The following is a 19578-nucleotide window of genomic DNA, read 5'->3' as shown; positions in this document are numbered from 1 at the left end:
CGCAACGCGAGCCCGAAAACTCACAGCCCCGATTCCTTGGTGCGCACCAGCACCGCGCCGCATTCCGGGCAACGCACGATCGCGTCGGGCGCGGCCTTCGCGATGCGCGCGATCTCACCGCGGTCCAGCTCGATCCGGCAGGCCCCACACCGGCGAGCTTGCAGCAGCGCCGCGCCGACACCGTTCCTGGTGCGCTGACGGTCGTAGATGCTCAGCAGATCAGCGGGGAACAACCCGACGAGATTCGACCGATCGCCCTCGCAACGGCCTTGCGCCACATCGAGATCCGCGAGCGCCTCGGCCCGCAGCCGCTGCGCGTCAGCGAGATCCTGCTCGGTCTTGTCCAGCCGCGCACCCGCATGCTCGTGGTCGGCGGCCGACGCCTCGCGGCGCTCCATCACCTCGAGCAGTTCGTCCTCGAGCACCGACCGGCGCCGCTCCAAACTGCCCAGCTCATGCTGGATCTCCGAAAGCTGCTTGGCGCCCACCGAACCAGCGGTCAGCATCCCCTTGTCGCGCTCCTCACGCTTACGAACCGCCTCGACCTCACCCTCCAGCTTGCGGATATCGCGATCGAGATCGTCCAGCACGATCTCCACAGCCACCGCGGCATCCTTGTGAGCATTGCGCTCCGCCTCCAGCCGCGCCACCTCCTGCTGCTCGGGCAGCACGGTGCGCCGATGCGCAATCCGCGTCAGTTCGGCGTCGACAGCGGCGAGCTGCAGCATCTTGGCCTGGATCGGGGGTTCGACATTCAACGCGAACAAACTCCTGGACGCTATGGACGGATGGGAGGCACCGCGCGCCGGTACGACGGCGAACACCAGTGCTCAACCGTACCCCGGACGGCTGGTGGATCAGGTCCGAGGCCACGTCAGCGGGTGTTGGGAGTGGGATGCATGGCCATATTCCCGGCGACGGGTCATGAAACCAGGCCAACCAGGCGGCCAGCCCCGCGACGGCGATCGGCCCCGCCGGGAACCCGACGGCAGCCAACCTTCGGACGACACCGAGTCCGAGCCGCCGAAGCCCGGCGGCCCGGACGCCTCGAACCCGGACAGTCCGCAGAGCCCGATCCAGCGGGGCATCCGCCCCCGGGCACGCCGACTATCAGTTCCGCCACACCGGCGCTCCTGCCCGGCGAACCCGGATACTTCCCTTGCGAGCGGGACATGGCTGCGGCAAACCGCGGCCGGCCCACGATCAGGTCCTGTTCGTGCTGCGGCAACAGGGTTGGGGACTATTTGCCTGTTGGGCGGGGTTTGATGGCGTCTCTAGAGATATAGACGTCGAATTCGCCGGGTGTCCCGATAGCGGCGTTGCCGTAGGCCGAGCGGACGAAAGGTTCGGTCCACCAGCGGCCTTTCTGCATATCGGCGAAGAAGTCCTGGTCGTCGCCGTTGACGAAGATCTGGTTCTGGCTGGTGGCGATGCCGTCGAGACGCTGGCCGTACAGCCGGGTCACCTTGAATCCGGAGTGGAAGCCGAGCGCATTGACCCACGGCTCCAGCTCGACGATATTGGCCTGCAAGACCCACAGGTCGCCCTCGATCCGGTACTTGTCGTGCTTCTCGCCGTGCTCGTCGTCCCCGTACAGCGTGAGCTCCACGTCGAGTCGATGTTCCTGTCCCGCAACGGGACTCACCACCACATGGGCGGCTTTGACCTCGCCGCTCAGGCCGAGATACGTCTGGATCAGCGTCGCCACCCACAGCAGCACCACCGCGACGAGCAACAGGCACAGGCCCGCCGCGCCACGGCCGAGCAGAACCCGTAATCCGACCCTGCGCACCATCACCAACGCCGATATCAATAGTGCTAACGCGACAAGGATCAGCAGCATCAGCCCGATCTGCACGATCCCCAGGTCCACCGGGAACTTCATGCGGTCGTTATACCCGTTTGCGCCCAACCGATTCGCCCGAACAGCCGACACTCGAGAGACACGCCGAATACGCCCGCATCAGGATCGCCGCAGGGGCCTTCGGGCGTCCATGAAACCCGCGGCGCCTCGGTGCGACATCAGGCCGTGGCGCTCACCGTCCACGGGTCGGTGCGCAAGGTCGATACCCGGGTCTCCAGGTCCGGCAGGGCGGCGCGCACCACAGTCTCGGCTTGTGCGCACCAGGGGAATTCGGTCGCCCAGTGGGCGGCGTCGACAAGGGCGGGGCCGCCCCCGCGTAGGTGCTCGTCGACCGGGTGGTGGCGCAGGTCGGAGGTGACGTAGGCGTCTACGCCCAGGCGCGCAGCGGCGTCGAGGTAGGAGTCGCCCGCGCCGCCGCAGACGGCGACGGTGTGGATCATGCGGTCGGGGTCGCCTGCCGCGCGGACACCCCAGACGGTGGCAGGCAGAGCGGCGGCGACCCGAGCGGTGAACGCGCGCAACGATTCCGGCTCCGGCAGCCTGCCGACCCGGCCGATGCCGAGTCCGGAGGCCAGCGTCGCTCGCTCGCTGACGTGATAGGCGGGGTCTTCATAAGGATGCGCGGCGCGCAATGCCGCGAGAATCGCGGCGCGGGCGGCGGACGGCGCGATCACCTCGACGCGGTCTTCCTCGACCTGCTGCAACTCACCGAGCGAGCCGACCGCCGGATTCGCTCCCGCTACCGGCCGGAACTGGCCGATCCCGGGCACCCGCAGCGCGCAGTCCCGGTAGGAGTCGTCGCCACCCGCACCCGCGGCGAACAATGCCGCGAGCACCGCGTCGGTATGCGAGCGCGGCACCTGCACCGCCCAGTTGTCCACGGCGGTCCGCGGTTTCGCGTCCAGTGGGCCGGTGATGGACAGACCGATCGCCGAAGCCAGCGCATCGGAGACGCCGGGATCGGCGGAGTCGGCGTTGGTGTGCGCGCTGAACAACGCACAACCGGACCGAATCAGGCGATGCAGCAACGCGCCCTTCGGAGTGTCGGCGGCAACGGTGTCGACACCACGCAGCAGCAGTGGATGGTGCACCACCAAAGCCTGTGCCCGCCAATCGATCGCCTCATCGATGACCGCAGCCGTCGCGTCGACAGCGAACAGCACTCTGGTCACCTCCTCGGCAGGGTCTCCACACACCAGCCCCACCGAGTCCCACGATTCGGCCAGCTTCGGGGGATACGCCGAATCGAGTACTCCGATCAATTCCGCCAGCGTCGTCACCATCCGCCTTCCTCCAGTTCGCTCATGTCACAACCACTCCCGGCCCAGGCACAGCGGGCCGCACGATTTTCCGACCGCGGCTCATCCCGCTTCGATCGACTGCCACGTGTGGTTCGCCGACCGTCACAATCTGCGCGGCGGCGCTGGGATACCGGCCTCGGCATGCTCCCGGTCTTGGTCGCGACCGAACCCGCGAACACGGGCTCCGGTGATGTGATCGCGATATAACGGTCTGACGGCCACCCGCCACATCGAATATCACCGCCCGAGCCCCGGACCTCGCCGGACCATGTGTCACCGCCCGCAGCGCGGCCACTCGAACCCGCCACCATGATCGTGAATCCTCGTCCACTGGAGCCGCGATCCACTGCGGCGGGCGAGAATTCGTGACCGGGTTCGGCCGTCATCACCAGCCAGCCGCGCGGATTCCGGCGAGCAGCCGACCCACCTCTTCGGTGCCGCGAACCGCGACACGAAGGTAGTCGGGACCGAGGCCGGGGAAAGTGTCGGCGCGGCGGACTGCGATCCCTTGGTCCGCCAGATGCTTTCGCAGCAACTCGCCGTCCGCGACGTGCAGCAGCAGGAACGGTCCGGCGGCGGGTGTGTGGACATCGATGCCCGCTGCCGTCAGCCGTTCGATCATCGATTCTCGTTCGACCACGAGTGCCCGAGCCCTGTCGTGCGCCTGGGCGACCGCGAACGGCGCTGCGGTGGCGGTGATGGCCTCGAGCTGTAGCGTGCCCAGCGGCCAGTGCGGGCGGCCGTGATTCAGCCGGGCGAGCAGTTCGGGCGCGCCGAGGAAGTAGCCGCAACGCAGACCCGCCAAGGCCCAGGTCTTGGTGAGGCTGCGCAGCACGAGGACATCGGGTGCGGCGGAGCTCGCCAGCGATTCGGTCTCCCCCGGCACCGCGTCGGCGAAGGCTTCGTCGACCACGATGGTCCGGCCGGGCCTGCGCAAGGCCTGAATCGCGTCGGCGGGATGCAGCACCGAGGTCGGATTGGTCGGATTGCCGAGAACCACCAGGTCCGCCGCTTCGGGCACCGAGGCCGGGTTCAGCAGATACGGCGGGTCGAGCAGGACCCGGGTGACCGGGACGCCCGCGTCGCGCAACGCCAGCTCGGGCTCGGTGAACGACGGATGGATCACCGCGGCCAGCCGGGGCGCGAGCCGGGGCAGCACGGCGAAGCCCTCGGCCGCGCCTGCCAGCAACAACACCTGCTCCGGCGAGCGACCGTGGCGCAGCGCCACCGCGGACCTCGCCGCGAGATCCTCGGCAGCGCTCGGATAGCGGCCCAGCGAGTCCAGCCGCGCGGCCAGCCTGCGGCGTAGCCAGTCCGGCGGCGCGCTGCCCTGCACGTTCACCGCGAAATCGAGCATGCCCGCGCGCGCGTCCACGTCGCCGTGGTGGCGCAGTTTCGCATGATCGACGCTGTCCTCGGGCACGAGAAAACACCCTACGTGGCGGCCCGAAGGCAGCACCGGCCAGAATGGCTCTCGTGGCTGAGCTGCACGTGTCGTTCGTCTGTACCGGAAACATCTGCCGATCGCCGATGGCGGAGAAGATGTTCGCGGGGCATCTGTACCGCGCCGGTCTTGCCGACCAGGTGCGGGTCAGCAGCGCGGGCACCACCGCATGGCATGTCGGCGACGACGCCGATCCGCGCACCACCGCGACACTGCGCAGGCACGGCTACCCGACCGGTCACGTCGCGGCCGTCTTCGGCGACGAGCACCGCGACGCCGACCTGCTGATCGCGCTCGACACCGGCCACGAACGCGAGCTCGCCCGCTTGGGCGTGCCCTCCGATCGACGCAGACTCCTGCGCAGCTTCGACCCCGCCGCCGACGGTCCGGACGTCCCCGACCCGTACTACGGCAGCACAGCCGACTTCGAACTCGTTCGTGACCAGATCGAGGCGGCCATTCCCGGCCTGCTGGACTGGGTCCGCACGACGATCGACGCCCGCACCTCGGACGGCGGACCGGAACCGGAGACAGGCGAGCTCAGCTCTGTCGGTGACCAAGCACTCGACGCCACACCCGACACCGGCAATACTGCAAACGAACCAGGGACCACAGGCGAGCCTGCACCCGACGCCACACCGGTGCCGACCCCGCAGCACGCCGCCGCCGAGCCGAACGCAACCCGATACGCCGCGCAAGCCGACAGACGCTCATGATCCGCAGACTGACGTTCCTCCTACGCCCCAGCTGGCTGATTCTCGCCGTGCTGGTGGCCGCTTTCGCCTACCTCTGCTTCACGGTGCTCGCGCCGTGGCAACTCGGCAAGAACACCGCCACGTCGCATCGCAATGAGCTCATCGCCGACTCGGTGGACGCCGCACCGATCGACATCACCGCTGTCCTCGACAACAAGGACACCGATTCACGCGCGGAGTGGCGTCGGGTCACCGCGACAGGCGCCTATCTCCCCGATTCGACGGCGCTGGTCCGGCTGCGCCACCTCGACGGCGCTCCCGCCTACGCCGTGCTGTCCATCTTCCGGCTCGACGATGGCAGGATCCTGCTCGTCGACCGCGGCCTCGTCGCCGCCGTCGACGGCACCCGCCCACCCCGGATCCCCGACCCACCCGCCGGATCGCAGCACATCGAGGCCAGGGTGCGCATGTCCGAGGGCGTCACCCCCGGCAAAGACCCGTCCGTCCAAGACGGCTACCGCCAGGTCTACTCGATCGACACCACCCAGGAAACGGCCGTCCTGCAGCAGCCGCTGACCGCTATCCCCACCGGCGAACGCGGCGGCTACCTCCAACTCGACGAGAAACAGCCCGGCGCCTTCACCCCCACCCCCCTTCCTCAGCTCGACGCGGGCCCATACCTCTCCTACGGCCTCCAATGGCTGGCCTTCGGCATCATGGCCCCCCTCGGCCTCGGCTACTTCGTCTACGCCGAAATCCGCGAACGCCGCAAAGAAAAAGCCCTCACCCCACCCCCGACCGAAACTCCCACCCACACAACAGCTCCCACCAAGGAGCAACGCCTGGCCGACCGCTACGGCGGCAACCGCTAACCCCACCGGACTCCCGACGAACGGGACATCGCCGCGGCCGACATCAGAGCGACCTCCGTCATGTCCTGTTCGTCACCGAACCCTGGGCTGTGGCGACTCGCCAGGCATGGATATCGCCCAGCAGACGGCGCGGGAAAGTCCTTGGAACTCGCCGCTGACGAACAGGACACCGCTGCGGCCGACATCAGAACGACCTCCGTCATGTCCTGTTCGTCACCGAACCCTGGGCTGGTGGCGACTGGCCGGGGCATCGATGTCGCCTGGCAGGTAGCGCTGGAAAGTTCTCGGAGTCGGTTGCGGCGCGCGCCCACATGGTGGTGGGAGTCATCCGTGTGCGGCCGGAAACCGTGTGCCGCCGCTCGGTGCGGAGATCGGTCAGCGGGGAGGGCGGAGGAATGACCAGAGGGCGGTGGTGAGGACAGCGCCGAGTTGGACGGCCTCCGACATGCGGACGGCGCGACGCAGGTCCGCTACCGCGGGGGGTGGGCCTTCGCCGAGGGTTGGGCGCAGTTCGGTGCCGTAGCGGTATTGGGTGCGGCCGCCGAGGCGGACGCCGAGTGCGCCTGCCATCGATGCTTCGACGACGCCCGCGTTGGGGCTGGGGTGTTTGGCGGCATCGTGCTGCCAGGCGCGCAGTGCCGCGGCGGGGCGGCCGCCGACCACAGGGGACAGTGCCGCGGTGAGCAGGCCAGTGAGGCGGGCGGGCAGCAGGTTCGCCAGGTCGTCGGTGCGGGCGGCGGCCCAGCCGAAACGTTCGTAGCGATCGTTGCGGTAGCCGATCATGGCGTCGAGGGTGTTGATCGCGCGGTAGCCGAGCAGGCCGGGCACACCGGCGACCGCGCCCCATACCAGCGGCGCCACCGTCGCGTCGGAGGTGTTCTCGGCAATGGATTCCACTGCGGCACGGGCCAATCCGTCCGCGTCGAGCACCTCGGGATCCCGCCCGCACAGCGAGGGCAGCAAGGCCCGTGCGGCGGGCAGATCGCCGGATTCGAGACGGTCGGCCATCTGCCTTCCGGCACGCGCCAGACTGCGCCCGCCGAGCACCGTCCACGTGGCCAGCGCCGTGGCAACAAGCCCGCCACGCCGAGCACCGACACCGACCGCGACAACCGCCCCCACCGATAGCACCTCGTGCAGCACTCCCGCCGACCGCCGATCGGCATAGGTCACGGCTTCGAGCGCGCTTGCCGCCGAACCGAACCCGGCCACCGGATGCCACCGACGCGGATCACCGAACGCGCGGTCGAGCGCGAAACCGAGCAGCAGCCCGGCAGCGGTCGAGGTCCCCGTGTGCACCCGGCGAGGTTAGCCGGTACCGGCCACGCGTCAACGGCCACACCGTCGAACCGCACCGCTCCGCGTGGCACAGCACACCCCACGCAAACCCGGCACCACCGGTAGTAACCGTTCGAACGCTCCGGATTCCCACTCGATTCAACGGCCCGCCCGATTCCGGCAACCACAGCTGCGCGGGTGGGCTATTCGCCGAACAGTGCGAGACCGGATCATCCTGCGCGGCCCGCCGCCGTTGGTCGACATCCCGAGCCAGATCACCCGCACCCTCGGACACCGCACAGCCCTCGATCGCTACTGTCCACAGAGGTCGTGAAGTGGGCCCACCCGACCGCAGCGCACTCCGCGCAACCCGCGTGTCCGCCCGGCGTGTCGTCGTGTGTCACACTCTGCTGCCCTGAGTCGTCCTCCTGATGACTCCCATAGACTCGCCCCTGACAGGGGCCGCACGACCGAACGGCGAGACCAGTGACTTCCGACCAGCCCTCCGCATCCGAGCCCATCGACCAGGCCGAGTTGGCCAGGCAGTTCGAGGAGCACCGGCCGTATCTGCGCCGGCTCGCCTACAGCAATCTCGGCAGTCTCACCGACGCCGACGACGTGGTGCAGGAGGCGTGGCTGCGGCTGCAGCGTCAGCACGAGTCGGGCAAGGCGGGCGAGATCGACAACCTGCGGGCCTGGCTGACCACGGTGACCGGGCGACTGGCGTTGGACTACCTAGGCTCCGCCCGGGTGCGCCGCGAGCAATACGTCGGCGAATGGCTTCCCGAGCCCGAGGTGACGAGTTGGGACGATCCGGCCGACCGCATCACCCAGGACGAGCGGGTCACCACGGCTCTCCTGGTAGTCCTCGAATCCCTGTCTCCCGCCGAACGCACCGCGTTCGTCCTCCAGGATGTGTTCGGTATGACCGGCCCCGAGGTCGCCGAGGTGGTCGGGCGCACTCCGGCGGCGGTTCGCCAGCTCGCCTCGCGCGCACGCAAGCGGATCGAGGACGGGACGCCGCGTTTTCCCGCGTCGCCTGACGAACAGGAGAAGGTGGTCTCGGCGTTCGCGGTGGCGTGGCGATCCGGTGACCTGAGCGCCTTGCTCGGCGTGCTGGATTCCGAGGTCAGCCTCACCGCCGACGGCGGCGGCAAGGTGCCCGCGATCCGGCAGCCGGTGCACGGTGCAGAGCTGGTCGCGAAGCTGCTGCTCGGCTGGTACCACGCACCGTCGGCGGCAGGCGCGTGGGGCCGCGCGGTCCTGGTCAACGGTCAGCCCGGCCTCGTCGTCTTCGACGGCACCCACACCGGAGTCTTCGCTTTCACCGTCGACGCGGGCCGCATCGTCGCCATCGACGTGGTCCGCAACCCGGACAAGCTGCACGACCTGCCGACCACCGGCGCCCCCGACTGGTACCTCGGTGAAAACCCCGACGAGGCCGGTTCTTCCAGCGTCGAATAGCCACGCCGGCGGGCGGTTTCCCGCCAGGGAAACTGCCCGTTCGCGTGTCCGAAGACCGGCTCCCCGGCCGGCTTCCCGACACCATGGCACAGTCTCGGTGCCCGGATCAGCCGGCCGACCCCACGGGCTTCAATACCGGGTATCCGTGTGCGACAGCGACTTCCGCCGAGAGCAGGTGTCCCGCGGCGGCGGTCAGGCCGCGCGCCAGGTCGAGGTGATCGGCGCAGGCCTGGCGCCAGCCGTCGTCGGCGATGGCGCGCACGTAGGGCAGTGTCGCATTGGTGAGCGCGACGGTGGCGGTGTGCGGGACCGCGCCCGGCATATTGGCCACACAGTAGAACAGCGAATCAGACACGCGGAAAGTGGGATTCGCGTGTGTCGTCGGACGGGAGCTGGTAAAGCAGCCGCCCTGGTCGATCGCGATGTCCACCAGCACCGAGCCGGGGCGCATGCCCGCGACCAGCTCGTCGGAGACCAATTTCGGTGTCCGCGCGCCCGGCACCAGCACCGAGCCGATGACCAGATCCGCCGCGAGCACCGCCTGCGCGATCGTGACCGCGTTCGACGCGAGAGTTGTTATGCGCCCGTCGAATTGGGCGTCCAGCTCACGTAGCCGGACCAAATTGGTATCGAGCACAGTCACTTTCGCGCCCATACCGGCGGCGACCGCGGCCGAATTGCTTCCCGCGACGCCACCACCGAGCACCACCACGTCCGCCGGTCGCACCCCCGGCACGCCGCCGAGCAGTAGCCCTGCGCCCCCGAGCGGCGCCATCAGGTGATACGCGCCGACCTGACTGCCGAGCTTCCCCGCGACCTCGCTCATCGGCGCGAGTAGCGGCAACGAGCCGTCGGCCGCGCGCACCATCTCATAGGCGATGGCGGTGATGCCCGAGTGCAGAATCGCCTCGGTGCATGCCCGCGACGCGGCCAGGTGCAGATAGGTGAACAGCACCTGCTCCGGCCGCATCCGTGCGTACTCCGGTGCGATCGGCTCCTTCACCTTCAGCACCAGCTCGGCCTCCCACCACAGCTGGTCGGCGTCGGGCACCATCCGCACCCCGGCCGCGGCGAAGTCGGAATCGGCGAACCCCGACCCCACCCCCGCGCCCGCCTCGATCAACACCTCATGTCCGTGCCGCACCAACTCCCCGGCTCCCGCCGGCGTCAGCGCCACGCGAAACTCCTGCTCCTTGACCTCCCGCGGTACACCGATCCTCATACCGCCATCGTGGACCACACACCCTCCCGACGCGACGAACGCCGCGCGGTCGACCTCGGCGAACCTCCGACCTCCACGAGCGGCACACCCATCGTTGCAATCAGAGGCTGTGGCGCCTCGAGGCCGCGCGTTCGGACAGGGTCGCGTTCAGACCGTGAATGTCTGGCCAGGCTGCGGGATGCGGAGTTGGTCGGCGCGGCCACCATAGGCGAAGACGCGGGCGAGGTGGTCGAGAGATTCGGTGAAGTGGCCCCACCCTTCGGCGTGCACCGGGATGATGGCCGCGCCGCCGAGGTGTTCGGCGGCTTGGAGGGCGGTGCGGGCATTGAGGGTGACGTCGGCGTCGCCGAAACGGCCGACGTTGGCGGCGCCCACATTCAGGATGGCGATGTCGATGCGGCCGATGCGCTGGACGATCTGCTCGACGAGAGCGACCGACGCGTTGTCGCCGGAGACATACACCGTCGGCAGGCCATCGGCCTGTAGCACGAAACCGGTGACGACGCCGCTGAACGGTTCGCATCCCTCGGGTCCGTGCAGCGCGGGAACCGCCGTCACGCGGACTTCCCCGACCGTCACGGTCTCCCAGTTCGCCAGTCCCCGAACGCCGTTCACGCGTCCGGCCGCGTCCGGTGTGGACAGCACGGTCTCGACGGTGGCAAGGAACTCGCGACCGGAATTGTCGAGGTTGTCGGCGTGCTGGTCGTGCGAGAGCAGCACCACATCCACGGATCCGACCTGCTCGAGCGGCACCGCGGGACCGGTGAGCTTGTGCAGGGTGATCGGGCCCTGGTAGTCACCCGGCGCATCGAAGGTGGGGTCGGTCAGCCAGGTCAGACCCGCGTACCGGAAGCGCAGGGTCGGCCCGCCGATGTGCAGGGCCTCGAGGGTGGTGAGTTCGATCGTTTCGCTCATGACGTCGATATTTGCCGATGCGTCGGCGTGCGACCAGTGGCCCGGATGCCAACTACCGCTAAAATCGGGCCATGCACTCTGTCGCGGTTCTGGCCTTCGAGAACGTCAGCCCGTTCCATCTCTCGGTACCGTCCCTGGTATTCGGACGCGTCGGCGCGGACGACCACGCACCGTATCGAGTCGACGTATGCGCCGAGCGCCCAGGCGCGCTGAGCACGCCTGCCGGATTCGATATCGACGTCAAGCACGGTCTCGAGGTCTTCGAGCGGGCCGACACCGTGGTGATCCCCAGCTGGCCGCGCGGCGCTGCGATATCCGATGACCTGCGCGAGGCACTGCACGGCGCGCACGCACGCGGTGCCCGGATCGTCGGCCTGTGCCTCGGCTCCTGGGCGGTGGCCGCGAGCGGCCTCGCCGATGGACGCGAGGTGACCACGCACTGGTCGGCCGCCGCCGATCTGGCCCGCGCCTACCCCGCGGTCCGGGTGCGCGCCGACCGACTGTGGTCGGATCTCGGCGACCTCGTCACCTCCGCCGGAGTCGCCGCCGCGCTCGACTGCTGCCTGCACCTGGTGCGCGCCGATTTCGGCAGCCGCGAGGCAACCCAACTGGCCAGAGCACTGGTCACCGCACCGCACCGCAGCGGCTCACAGGCCCAATACATCCCGATCGCGGTGCCCGATGCCGCCGACGACGATCCCATCGAACACGCAATGGTCTGGGCCCGAACGCATCTCGGCGATCCGATCGATCTGGACGGCTGGGCCGCGGTCGCGCTGATGTCCCGGCGCACCTTCACCCGGCATTTCCGCGACCGGACCGGGAGCAGCCCGCAACAGTGGCTCCTGCACCAGCGCGCCGACCGCGCCCGGCTGCTACTGGAATCCACCGCCGACACCATGGATCGCATCGCCGCCGAAACCGGTTTCGGCACTGCTGTCAGCCTGCGCCACCACTTCCATCGCATCCTCGGCACCAGTCCCGCCGCCCATCGCGCCATGTTCCAGTCCGCCGCGGCGGACATTCCGCGCACCGGCGCGAATCTCGATCGAAGCATCGCGGGCTGACGGATCGATGCCGCAATCGGACTCAGCGGGCCTTGCCCCGAGAGATGGGCAATCTCGATTCTCGTTGCTTCCCGCACGCGACCCGCGGCATTCGAGCAGTCACCGTGCGAGCGACCCGCGATCCAGGCGCGCGAATGTCGGTACCGACAGCCCGACCCGGATCGTCGGCCCACGCGCTCCTGCCCGGTGAACTCGGGGTGCTGCGCAGTTGCCGCCGCGGCGTAGCTACGTTTTCCGCATGAGGATTCAAGTGGGCGAGTTTGCGCCGGAGGTCGACGACAGTGCGTGGATCGCACCCAATGCGACCGTGATCGGGCGTGTGCAGCTCGCGGCCGAGGTGAGCATTTGGTACGGCGCGGTGCTGCGCGCCGACCTGGAGGCGATCAGCATCGGCGCCCGCACCAATATTCAGGACGGCTGCGTGCTGCATGCCGATCCCGGTTTTCCGCTGACGGTGGGCACGGGAGTATCAGTGGGGCACAACGCGATTCTGCACGGCTGCACGATCGGCGACGATGTGCTGGTCGGCATGGGCGCGACCGTGCTCAATGGCGCGGTAATCGGCGCGGGTTGCCTGATCGCCGCCAACGCGCTCATTCCCGAGGGAGCCCACATTCCGCCGGGCTCGCTGGTGGCAGGCGTACCAGGCAAGATCCGCCGCGAACTCAGCGCAGCCGAGCAGGATGGAGTGCGGCTCGGTGCCGCTGTGTACCTTCACAACACGGCCAGCCACCGTGACGCCAAGATCCTGTGAGACAGCGCACACTCCTCAAATGCCCAGTCGGAATGGCTGATAACATTTTGCCAGCGTGCCCGGTATCCCGGGATCCGCTGCCGACACAGCCGACGTGCGGCCTGTAGCGCGGAGTCGATCCCATCGGGACGGCGGGCGCGCAGCGTGCAGGCAGGAGGTATCACGGTGGCGTACGGACCGACGGGTATGCACCGGCCGAAGGGGCGGCTCAGCGTGGCCGACATCGCGGCCCAACCGGGCGGAATCGAGGCGCTACAGCGCCGCGTTCACGAATTACGTTCCAGTGGAGTCGATTTCGCGGCCAATGCGATCGAACAAGAGATGGCGGCGCTGGACCTACCGCGCCAGTGATACCCGATCACCGCCTCGCTGTTGCGATGCGGCGGCGACCATCTTCCTTGCGATCCCGCGCTGGAGGCCGAAATACCAAGTCCAGCAACGGTTCGCGACACGAACCAATATCCAAGGCAGCGCCGCCACAGCGAGACAAACAGTCCGACAATAACTTTCCCGCTGCCCAAGGCGCATGCTTGGCTGACTGCGCAGTCCACGTTATGCGCACGCCCCGCCTCCGCCGATACCGGGCACAGTCCGCGCGAGCGGTGTGCCGGTGGCGTGCACTCCGCTCGATGGACAGCCCCGACGGCGGCTTCGGCAACACCGACCACGACTCAGTGAGATGATTCATACGCGTTTCACTCACGCTTTCGCGAATCCTCGGCCAATCCGCCGCAACCCGGTGAAATAATGAACGTCCATCACCCGCACCGTCGCGGCGCCGCGCACTCTTCGGCGCCCGCGCCGAATCGACTGGAGACCCGATGCCCACCGTCCCGCCCATGCTCCAGCGCATCCTCGACAATCCGGTCAAGGACGGCGAGAAGCTACTGGAGAGCGCGCTGTCGGCATTCCTGGATTTCGGGATCAAGCGCACCAGCATGGGCGAGATCGCCCGCCGCGCCGGCATCAGCCCAGCAACCCTCTATCGCCGCTTCGAATCGAAGAACGAACTGGTCGAAGCGGTGAGCGTGCGAGAGGCGCAGCGCTTCGTATCCGAGATCGATGAGCGGGTACGCACCGTCGCGGGCAGCAACAACCAACTGGTGGAGATCTTCGCCGCGTTCATCAGCGCGATCGCGAGCAACGAACTGCTGCGCAGGCTGCTGCGCACCGAACCCGACCTCATCCTGCCGCGGCTCACCACGGAGGCCGCACCGATCATTGCCGTCGGCCGCACCTACCTCGCCGTGAAGCTGCGGGAATTACGGGCCGACGACGGCTCCGACGATTTCGACGCCGATCTGGTCGCCGAGATCATGGCCCGGCTCGCCCTCTCGCTGGCCTTGACCCCCGACGGGCTCATTCCGCTCGACGATGTCGAGGCCGGACGCGACTTCGCCCGCCGCATCCTGCTGCCGATGGTCGGGGTCCGCACCACACCCTGACCGCAGCCCGAATGCCGCGGCCACCCGCTCGTTCAACTCGCGCACCGACTCGGCATCGGGCACCCGCCCGCCGTCGACGAATTCGGTGACCAACTCGACGACCCCGCCCGAGCGCACCGGGTCCGGCAACGGCAGCCGCGACACATACTGGGTAATCCAGCGCCGCCGACCCGAATACAGCCGATTCCCGCATACCGCATCGTAGAAGTGCAGGCCGAGCGCCGAATTCGCCACACCCATCAGCAGATACGCCAACTGCTGCGCGTCCCCATGCATTCCGATGTCCGCCAGTGACATCCAATAACAATCCCCATTCACCACCGCACCCGACCGATCGAGAGCAAACCGCGGCCGCTCGCTGATGTCGGGAAACACCACCTTCGGCACCCGCCACAAATGCGGGCGCTGCGGCACCCAGATCTCGAACCACTCACGCCCACTCGCCGTCACATATTTCCGACCGGCCAACATTTCCTGATGGGTCCGCAAATATGCTGCGGCACCGGGAAATTCGCTCAGGTCGATCGGGATGCGCCGCGACCGAGTCGTGTCATAGGGATACAACACACGAGTGCCACGACCACCGGAGACCCGCCACGGCCCGAGGTCATGATGAGTGATCAAGTCGAACAACAACTCCGACTCCGGACACGGCTCCACCTCTCCCCACCGATTCGAAATGAACACCCGATCCGCCGTCGTCTTGATCCCCACCCGAATCCGCGCCACCTCCCCGAATGTGCGCCAGGTCCCGGCCCCCACTCGGCCCAGCCAGTCGTCCACTCCCGGCCGCGACATCCGCCAAGCCCGCCCCGCCGCAACGGTCCGCCCCGTACCACGCAACTCAGGACTGGCGAATTGCCCGCCGACCCCGCACACTCCCACCACTCCAGCGACATCCGAGTCCCACGACGCCGGCCCCCCGGCACCATGCGCACCGCCGCCGTCTGCATCACCCTCGCCGGTACCACCGCCACCGTCCTCAGCGCCGGTCCGAGCGCCAGCAGCGGGGGGAGCATCGCTCACGTCCGCACCGGTTTCCACCGCTGCCGAGGCGGCGACTCCCTGATCATCGGAGCCGAGGTCGCAGGTCGCCAGCGTGCCCACCGCTACCGCGAAGATGCGACCGTTATGTGCGACGAAACGGCCCTGATCCTCGGTCAGTGCTTCGAATAGCCCTGTACCGCTGACGGTTTCGCACTCGGGTACCTCGTAGGCCGATACATAGCGGCAGGTTTCGCGTCGGGAAGTGCGGGTAGCGATCGTGACGGCGGGCAGCACGGCGGCCTCGAACAGTTTGGTGTCGCCGAGGTCGTACAGCTCGATCGGAGCCAACTCCGACAGCAGCAATCCTCGAATGTTCGCGCCGGCCTTGGTGGTGAGAAAGCGGTTGGCGCACAACAATCCGAGTACCCCGCCCGAGCACAGCAAGCGCGGTGCGATCGCGACGAACGGATGGGTGAGATCTATTCGGCCCCGCAACCCGAACTGCTTGCTGAGCAGCTGCGCTGTCGTACCGCCCAGCTGCTGGGTGCGCACATACGGCGGGTTGGTGATGATGGCGTCGAAGCAGGCGTCCGTAATGTCCTCGGACACCGTGAGAAAGTCGCCGACGTGCCAGTCGACAACCACCCCCGCAGTGCAGGCCCGCTCGCGCGCCACCGTCAGCGCCTCGTCGTCCAGGTCGTAGCCGACCAACTCCATCCGCACTTCCGGCAGCCGGACAGCGGCCTCCCGCTGCAGTGCCAGCAACAGCTCGCCGTCCCCGCAGGCGGGATCGAGTACCCGCAGTACACCGGGAGTCCGTGGTGGCGGCATATGTTCGAGTAGCCGCTGCGCCAGAAATCGCGCCAGCGCAGGCGGCGTGTAGTGCCTGCCGTGCCGTTTGCGATCCCGCGCGGCGGCGGTCTCGGAACCCATGTCAGGGATTGTGCCCGGTCCAGCCGTGACAATCGTGGCAACGCGAGCAATGCGATGCACCCCGCCGAAACGGTGCGACACAGCGGTTCCGAAACGAGACTTCGAGTGCTAGCGTTCAGTCTCAAAATAAGACTAAATGGAGGTTCGAGACTCATGGCGCCGACCGATGACCCCGACCAGTTCGCCGTGCTGTCCCGCATACTCGACGACCGGTGGACCTGTCGACAGTTCCAGTCGCACCCGGTGGCACGGGAGACGATCGAGTCGCTGCTGCGGCTGGCACAGCGCACCCCTTCGTGGTGCAACACCCAGCCATGGCAGGTCGCGGTGACCGAGGGAGCCGGCACCGATCGGTTTCGCAAAGAACTGCTCGCGCATATCGAAAAGTCCACGCCCGAGCCGGATTTCGCATTTCCCGCGCAGTACACCGGGGTCTATCGGGATCGCAGACGCGCATGCGGCCTGCAGCTCTACGACAGCGTCGGGATTGCCAAGGGCGACCACGAGAAGACGATGCGGCAGGCACTGCGCAACTTCGAACTCTTCGACGCTCCGCACGTCGCGATCATCACCTCCGAGGCCGACCTCGGCGTCTACGGCGCCGTCGACTGCGGTCTCTATATCGGCAACTTCCTCCTCGGTGCGCACAGCCTCGGACTCGGCGCCGCTCCGCAGGCCGCGCTCGCGTCCTACGCACCATTCGTGCGCGAGTACTTCGGCATCCCGGATAATCGGCGAGTAGTCGCGGGCATCTCGTTCGGCTACCCCGACCTCGACCACCCGGTCAACGCCTTCCGCACCACACGCGAAGAACCCCGATACGTCGCGATCTGGGCGGACTGAAGAGAAGGCATGGCCACCGGTGCCACACAGGGCCGCCATCTCGTTGGCGGTGCGGTTGCGGGACGAACGGGCGATAGGCCCAGCGCAGCCAGACACGCGTCGCAATCAGGATCTCGCGCCGAGAAGCTCGATTACTCGCACGCCGGCACTGCCGAACTATCGCGCGGGACCGTGCGACCCTACCGACGCCTCGGCAACTCCGAGGCCCGGCCCCGGCAATGGCGTCACATCGCGAGCGGTGAGTTCGTTCCCGCACACATCGCATTCGAGCGTCACATGCGCCTCGCCGGTGCACTCGCGATGCCGATACTCCACCGGCGGACCGTCGGGGGCCATATGGGTGTCGCCCCAGTCTCGGATCGCCATGAGGATCGGATAGATGTCGTGTCCCTTCGGCGTGAGGCGGTACTCCTCATGAGCCCCCTCGGCCGCCTTCTGTTTCACCAGGATCCCGTGCTCGATCAGCCGGTCGAGCCGATCCTGCAACCGACTGCGGGAGATGCCGAGCGTGCTCTGAAAGGCATTGAACCGCCGGATGCCCGAGAATGAATACTTCAGGATCAGCAGGGTCCAGCGGTCACCGAAGATCACCAGCGGGCGCGTGATCGAACACGGCACCTCGGCAAGTTCCTCGTAACGCACCCCTCGATGCTACTCAGCGAAACCGGTCGGCATCCGCCGCTTCCCCCGACTGTTCAGCAGCAGGGTCGCTCGTTGCGGTCATGCCGGAAACGCACGAACTCTGTATCGCCACCAGGTCGCCGATCCTGCTGCCCGGCAACAAAAGAATGGGCTCCGGGAAATCCCGGAGCCCATTCTCGATCAGAACATCACATCACAGCGGAATGTTCTTGTGATGACTCTTGCGAGCCGGCGCCGCGGCCAGCGCGGCGGCGATGATGCTGCGCGTCTTCGCCGGGTCGATGACCTGGTCGACGACACCGATCGCGATGGCGCGCTCGACGCCACCGGCAATCTGCTCGTGCTCGACGGTGAGACGCTCGTGCAGTGCCTCACGCTCGTCCTCCGGCGCCGCAGCCAGCGCCTTCTTGTGCAGGATGCCGACCGCGGCCTTCGCGCCCATCACGGCGACCTCGGAGCCGGGCCATGCGTACACCGCGGTCGCGCCCAGCGAGCGGGCGTTCATCGCGATGTAGGCGCCACCGTAGATCTTCCTGGTGACCAGCGTGACACGCGGCACCCGAGCTTCGGCGAACGCGTGCAGCAGCTTCGCGCCGCGGCGCACCACGCCTTCCCACTCCATGCTGACGCCGGGCAGGTAGCCGGGGACGTCGGTGACCACGACCAGCGGGATACCGAAGGCATCGCACAGCCGCACGAAACGCGCGGCCTTCTCGGCGCTTTCGGAGTTCAGGCAGCCGCCGAGCCGAATCGGGTTGTTGGCGAGCACGCCGACCGTGCGACCGGCGAGCCGGCCGAGTCCGGTGACGATGCTGCGAGCGTAGCCACCCTGCAGTTCCTCGAACGACGACTCACCGTCGACGTTGTCGAGCAGCTCGTGGACGATCGGCTTGACGTCGTAGGCGCGCTTGGCCGATTCCGGCATCATCGCCTTCAGGTCGACATCACCGTGCTCGGCGGCGACCAGGTCGAATTCGCCCTGCTCGGCGAACATCGACACCAGCCTGCGACCCCGATGCAGCGCATCGGCCTCGTCGTTGGCGACGATGTGGGTGACGCCGGACTTCTTGCCGTGGGTCTCCGGGCCACCGAGGGTCGCCATGTCGACCTGCTCACCGGTGACGCTGCGGACCACGTCGGGACCGGTCACGAAGACTCGTCCCTCGGGTGCCATGATCACGATGTCGGTCAGCGCGGGGCCGTAGGCGGCGCCACCGGCGGCGAAGCCGAGAACCACCGAGATCTGCGGAACCAGGCCGGACGCCCGGACCATTGCCTCGAAGACCAGGCCGACCGCGTGCAACGCCTCGACGCCCTCGGCGAGCCGAGCGCCGCCGGAATGCCAGATACCGACGATCGGAATGGCGGAATCGATGGCGGTGTCGATCGCGTCGACGATGTGCTTGCAGCCTTCCACGCCCATCGCGCCGCCCATGACGGTGGCGTCGGAGCAGTAGGCGACAGTGCGGACGCCGTCGACCTCGCCGATGGCGGCGAGCACACCGGACTTGTCCCGCGGATGCAGCGGAAGGACTGTGCCCGGGTCGAAGAAGCGCTGCAACCGACCCAGCGGGTCACGAGGATCGGTCGATGTTTCGGGCTGAAACGCGGGGGCCATGATTGTCATCGCGTTTACTCCTCACCTCTGTGAAGTGCGCCGCTGCCGCGGCTGCGTATGTCGAACCACGGTGGGGTCGGCCCAATTCAGTTGGCCGACCCCACCGGGATCGTTGTGCAGTCGATGCGGGCGGCTATGCCCGACCGAAGGCGAGCGCGACATTGTGCCCACCGAAACCGAACGAGTTGTTGATCGCGTATTCGATCTCCTGGCGGCGAGCCTCGCCGTGCACCA

16 protein-coding genes and 2 pseudogenes are annotated in these 19578 nt (G+C 67.9%); 8 read left to right on the top strand and 10 right to left on the bottom strand.

All coding sequences use genetic code 11. The features are described 5' to 3' along the window. Nucleotides 1-20 precede the first annotated feature (20 nt). From ACFU4Z_RS29665 to cobC, 4 genes are all read right to left on the bottom strand, one after another. Nucleotides 21-758, bottom strand: a complete 738-nt coding sequence (locus ACFU4Z_RS29665) for a zinc ribbon domain-containing protein (RefSeq protein ID WP_379069387.1) — start codon at nt 756-758, stop codon at nt 21-23. A 482-nt stretch (nt 759-1240) separates the two neighbouring features. Beyond that, entirely contained in the window at nt 1241-1885 is a 645-nt protein-coding gene (locus tag ACFU4Z_RS29660) for a hypothetical protein (protein ID WP_379069384.1), read from the bottom strand. 137 nt (nt 1886-2022) lie between these two features. Continuing rightward, on the bottom strand, nt 2023-3147 hold the full coding sequence (locus ACFU4Z_RS29655; protein ID WP_379069381.1) for a Nif3-like dinuclear metal center hexameric protein: 1125 nt from the start codon (nt 3145-3147) through the stop codon (nt 2023-2025). A gap of 403 nt (nt 3148-3550) precedes the next feature. Further along, nucleotides 3551-4588 (bottom strand): Rv2231c family pyridoxal phosphate-dependent protein CobC, encoded by a 1038-nt coding sequence (gene cobC, locus ACFU4Z_RS29650; RefSeq protein ID WP_379069378.1) that lies wholly within the window; start codon nt 4586-4588, stop codon nt 3551-3553. 44 nt (nt 4589-4632) lie between these two features. Here cobC and ACFU4Z_RS29645 point away from each other — a divergent pair. Continuing rightward, nucleotides 4633-5094, top strand: a pseudogene (locus ACFU4Z_RS29645) (low molecular weight protein-tyrosine-phosphatase); the annotation flags it as partial. A 230-nt stretch (nt 5095-5324) separates the two neighbouring features. Beyond that, nucleotides 5325-6176: an SURF1 family protein gene (locus ACFU4Z_RS29640; RefSeq protein ID WP_379069702.1), complete on the top strand. Its 852-nt coding sequence runs from the start codon at nt 5325-5327 to the stop codon at nt 6174-6176. Between the two features lie 375 nt (nt 6177-6551). Here the strand turns inward: ACFU4Z_RS29640 and ACFU4Z_RS29635 are convergent, their stop codons facing one another. Beyond that, entirely contained in the window at nt 6552-7475 is a 924-nt protein-coding gene (locus ACFU4Z_RS29635) for a cobalamin biosynthesis protein (RefSeq protein WP_379069375.1), read from the bottom strand. 465 nt (nt 7476-7940) lie between these two features. Between ACFU4Z_RS29635 and sigJ the strand changes: the two genes are divergently transcribed. Beyond that, nucleotides 7941-8918, top strand: a complete 978-nt coding sequence (gene sigJ, locus ACFU4Z_RS29630; protein WP_379069373.1) for an RNA polymerase sigma factor SigJ — start codon at nt 7941-7943, stop codon at nt 8916-8918. A gap of 106 nt (nt 8919-9024) precedes the next feature. Here sigJ and ald read toward each other — a convergent pair whose 3' ends face one another. Both ald and ACFU4Z_RS29620 read right to left on the bottom strand, forming a co-directional pair. Further along, on the bottom strand, nt 9025-10140 hold the full coding sequence (gene ald / locus ACFU4Z_RS29625) for an alanine dehydrogenase (protein WP_379069370.1): 1116 nt from the start codon (nt 10138-10140) through the stop codon (nt 9025-9027). Nucleotides 10141-10287: 147 nt separating this feature from the next. Then, the gene (locus ACFU4Z_RS29620) at nt 10288-11055 is read right to left on the bottom strand and encodes an MBL fold metallo-hydrolase (protein ID WP_379069367.1); all 768 of its coding nucleotides are present in this window, start codon (nt 11053-11055) and stop codon (nt 10288-10290) included. Nucleotides 11056-11126: 71 nt separating this feature from the next. Here ACFU4Z_RS29620 and ACFU4Z_RS29615 point away from each other — a divergent pair, with 71 nt between their 5' ends. The 4 genes from ACFU4Z_RS29615 (at nt 11127) to ACFU4Z_RS29600 (ending at nt 14321) form a co-directional block, all read left to right on the top strand. Further along, on the top strand, nt 11127-12122 hold the full coding sequence (locus ACFU4Z_RS29615) for a GlxA family transcriptional regulator (RefSeq protein ID WP_379069364.1): 996 nt from the start codon (nt 11127-11129) through the stop codon (nt 12120-12122). 238 nt (nt 12123-12360) lie between these two features. Beyond that, nucleotides 12361-12876 carry a gamma carbonic anhydrase family protein gene (locus tag ACFU4Z_RS29610; protein WP_379069361.1) on the top strand — a complete coding sequence of 172 codons (516 nt, stop codon included), beginning with the start codon at nt 12361-12363 and terminating at the stop codon, nt 12874-12876. Between the two features lie 165 nt (nt 12877-13041). Next, on the top strand, nt 13042-13227 hold the full coding sequence (locus ACFU4Z_RS29605) for a hypothetical protein (protein ID WP_379069359.1): 186 nt from the start codon (nt 13042-13044) through the stop codon (nt 13225-13227). Between the two features lie 470 nt (nt 13228-13697). Continuing rightward, nucleotides 13698-14321 (top strand): TetR/AcrR family transcriptional regulator, encoded by a 624-nt coding sequence (locus tag ACFU4Z_RS29600; RefSeq protein ID WP_379069355.1) that lies wholly within the window; start codon nt 13698-13700, stop codon nt 14319-14321. Nucleotides 14322-15623: 1302 nt separating this feature from the next. Here ACFU4Z_RS29600 and ACFU4Z_RS29595 read toward each other — a convergent pair. Continuing rightward, nucleotides 15624-16241, bottom strand: a pseudogene (locus tag ACFU4Z_RS29595) (Eco57I restriction-modification methylase domain-containing protein); the annotation flags it as partial. Nucleotides 16242-16394: 153 nt separating this feature from the next. Here ACFU4Z_RS29595 and ACFU4Z_RS29590 point away from each other — a divergent pair. Further along, complete coding sequence (locus ACFU4Z_RS29590; protein ID WP_379069352.1) at nt 16395-17084, top strand: nitroreductase; 690 nt, start codon at nt 16395-16397, stop codon at nt 17082-17084. A gap of 156 nt (nt 17085-17240) precedes the next feature. Here the strand turns inward: ACFU4Z_RS29590 and ACFU4Z_RS29585 are convergent, their stop codons facing one another. Together ACFU4Z_RS29585 and ACFU4Z_RS29580 are read right to left on the bottom strand one after the other, a co-directional pair. Next, nucleotides 17241-17726, bottom strand: coding sequence for a winged helix-turn-helix transcriptional regulator (locus tag ACFU4Z_RS29585; protein ID WP_379069350.1), 486 nt, complete (start codon nt 17724-17726; stop codon nt 17241-17243). A 193-nt stretch (nt 17727-17919) separates the two neighbouring features. Then, nucleotides 17920-19353 (bottom strand): acyl-CoA carboxylase subunit beta, encoded by a 1434-nt coding sequence (locus ACFU4Z_RS29580; protein WP_379069347.1) that lies wholly within the window; start codon nt 19351-19353, stop codon nt 17920-17922. Nucleotides 19354-19578: the final 225 nt, after the last annotated feature.

Origin of the sequence: Nocardia sp. NPDC057440 (genome assembly GCF_042802915.1) — a bacterium.
Taxonomy (GTDB): Bacteria; Actinomycetota; Actinomycetes; order Mycobacteriales; family Mycobacteriaceae; genus Nocardia.
The sequence above is the reverse complement of the archived record's forward strand: the minus strand, read 5'-3'. Positions and strand labels throughout refer to the sequence as shown.

Coding starts and splice junctions, on each gene's coding strand:
- ACFU4Z_RS29660 (WP_379069384.1), bottom strand. CDS start 1,885: ATGAAGTTCCCGGTGGACCTGGGGATCGTGCAGATCGGGCTGATGCTG.
- ACFU4Z_RS29655 (WP_379069381.1), bottom strand. CDS start 3,147: ATGGTGACGACGCTGGCGGAATTGATCGGAGTACTCGATTCGGCGTAT.
- ald (WP_379069370.1), bottom strand. CDS start 10,140: ATGAGGATCGGTGTACCGCGGGAGGTCAAGGAGCAGGAGTTTCGCGTG.
- ACFU4Z_RS29620 (WP_379069367.1), bottom strand. CDS start 11,055: ATGAGCGAAACGATCGAACTCACCACCCTCGAGGCCCTGCACATCGGC.
- ACFU4Z_RS29615 (WP_379069364.1), top strand. CDS start 11,127: ATGCACTCTGTCGCGGTTCTGGCCTTCGAGAACGTCAGCCCGTTCCAT.
- ACFU4Z_RS29610 (WP_379069361.1), top strand. CDS start 12,361: ATGAGGATTCAAGTGGGCGAGTTTGCGCCGGAGGTCGACGACAGTGCG.
- ACFU4Z_RS29600 (WP_379069355.1), top strand. CDS start 13,698: ATGCCCACCGTCCCGCCCATGCTCCAGCGCATCCTCGACAATCCGGTC.
- ACFU4Z_RS29590 (WP_379069352.1), top strand. CDS start 16,395: ATGGCGCCGACCGATGACCCCGACCAGTTCGCCGTGCTGTCCCGCATA.
- ACFU4Z_RS29580 (WP_379069347.1), bottom strand. CDS start 19,353: ATGACAATCATGGCCCCCGCGTTTCAGCCCGAAACATCGACCGATCCT.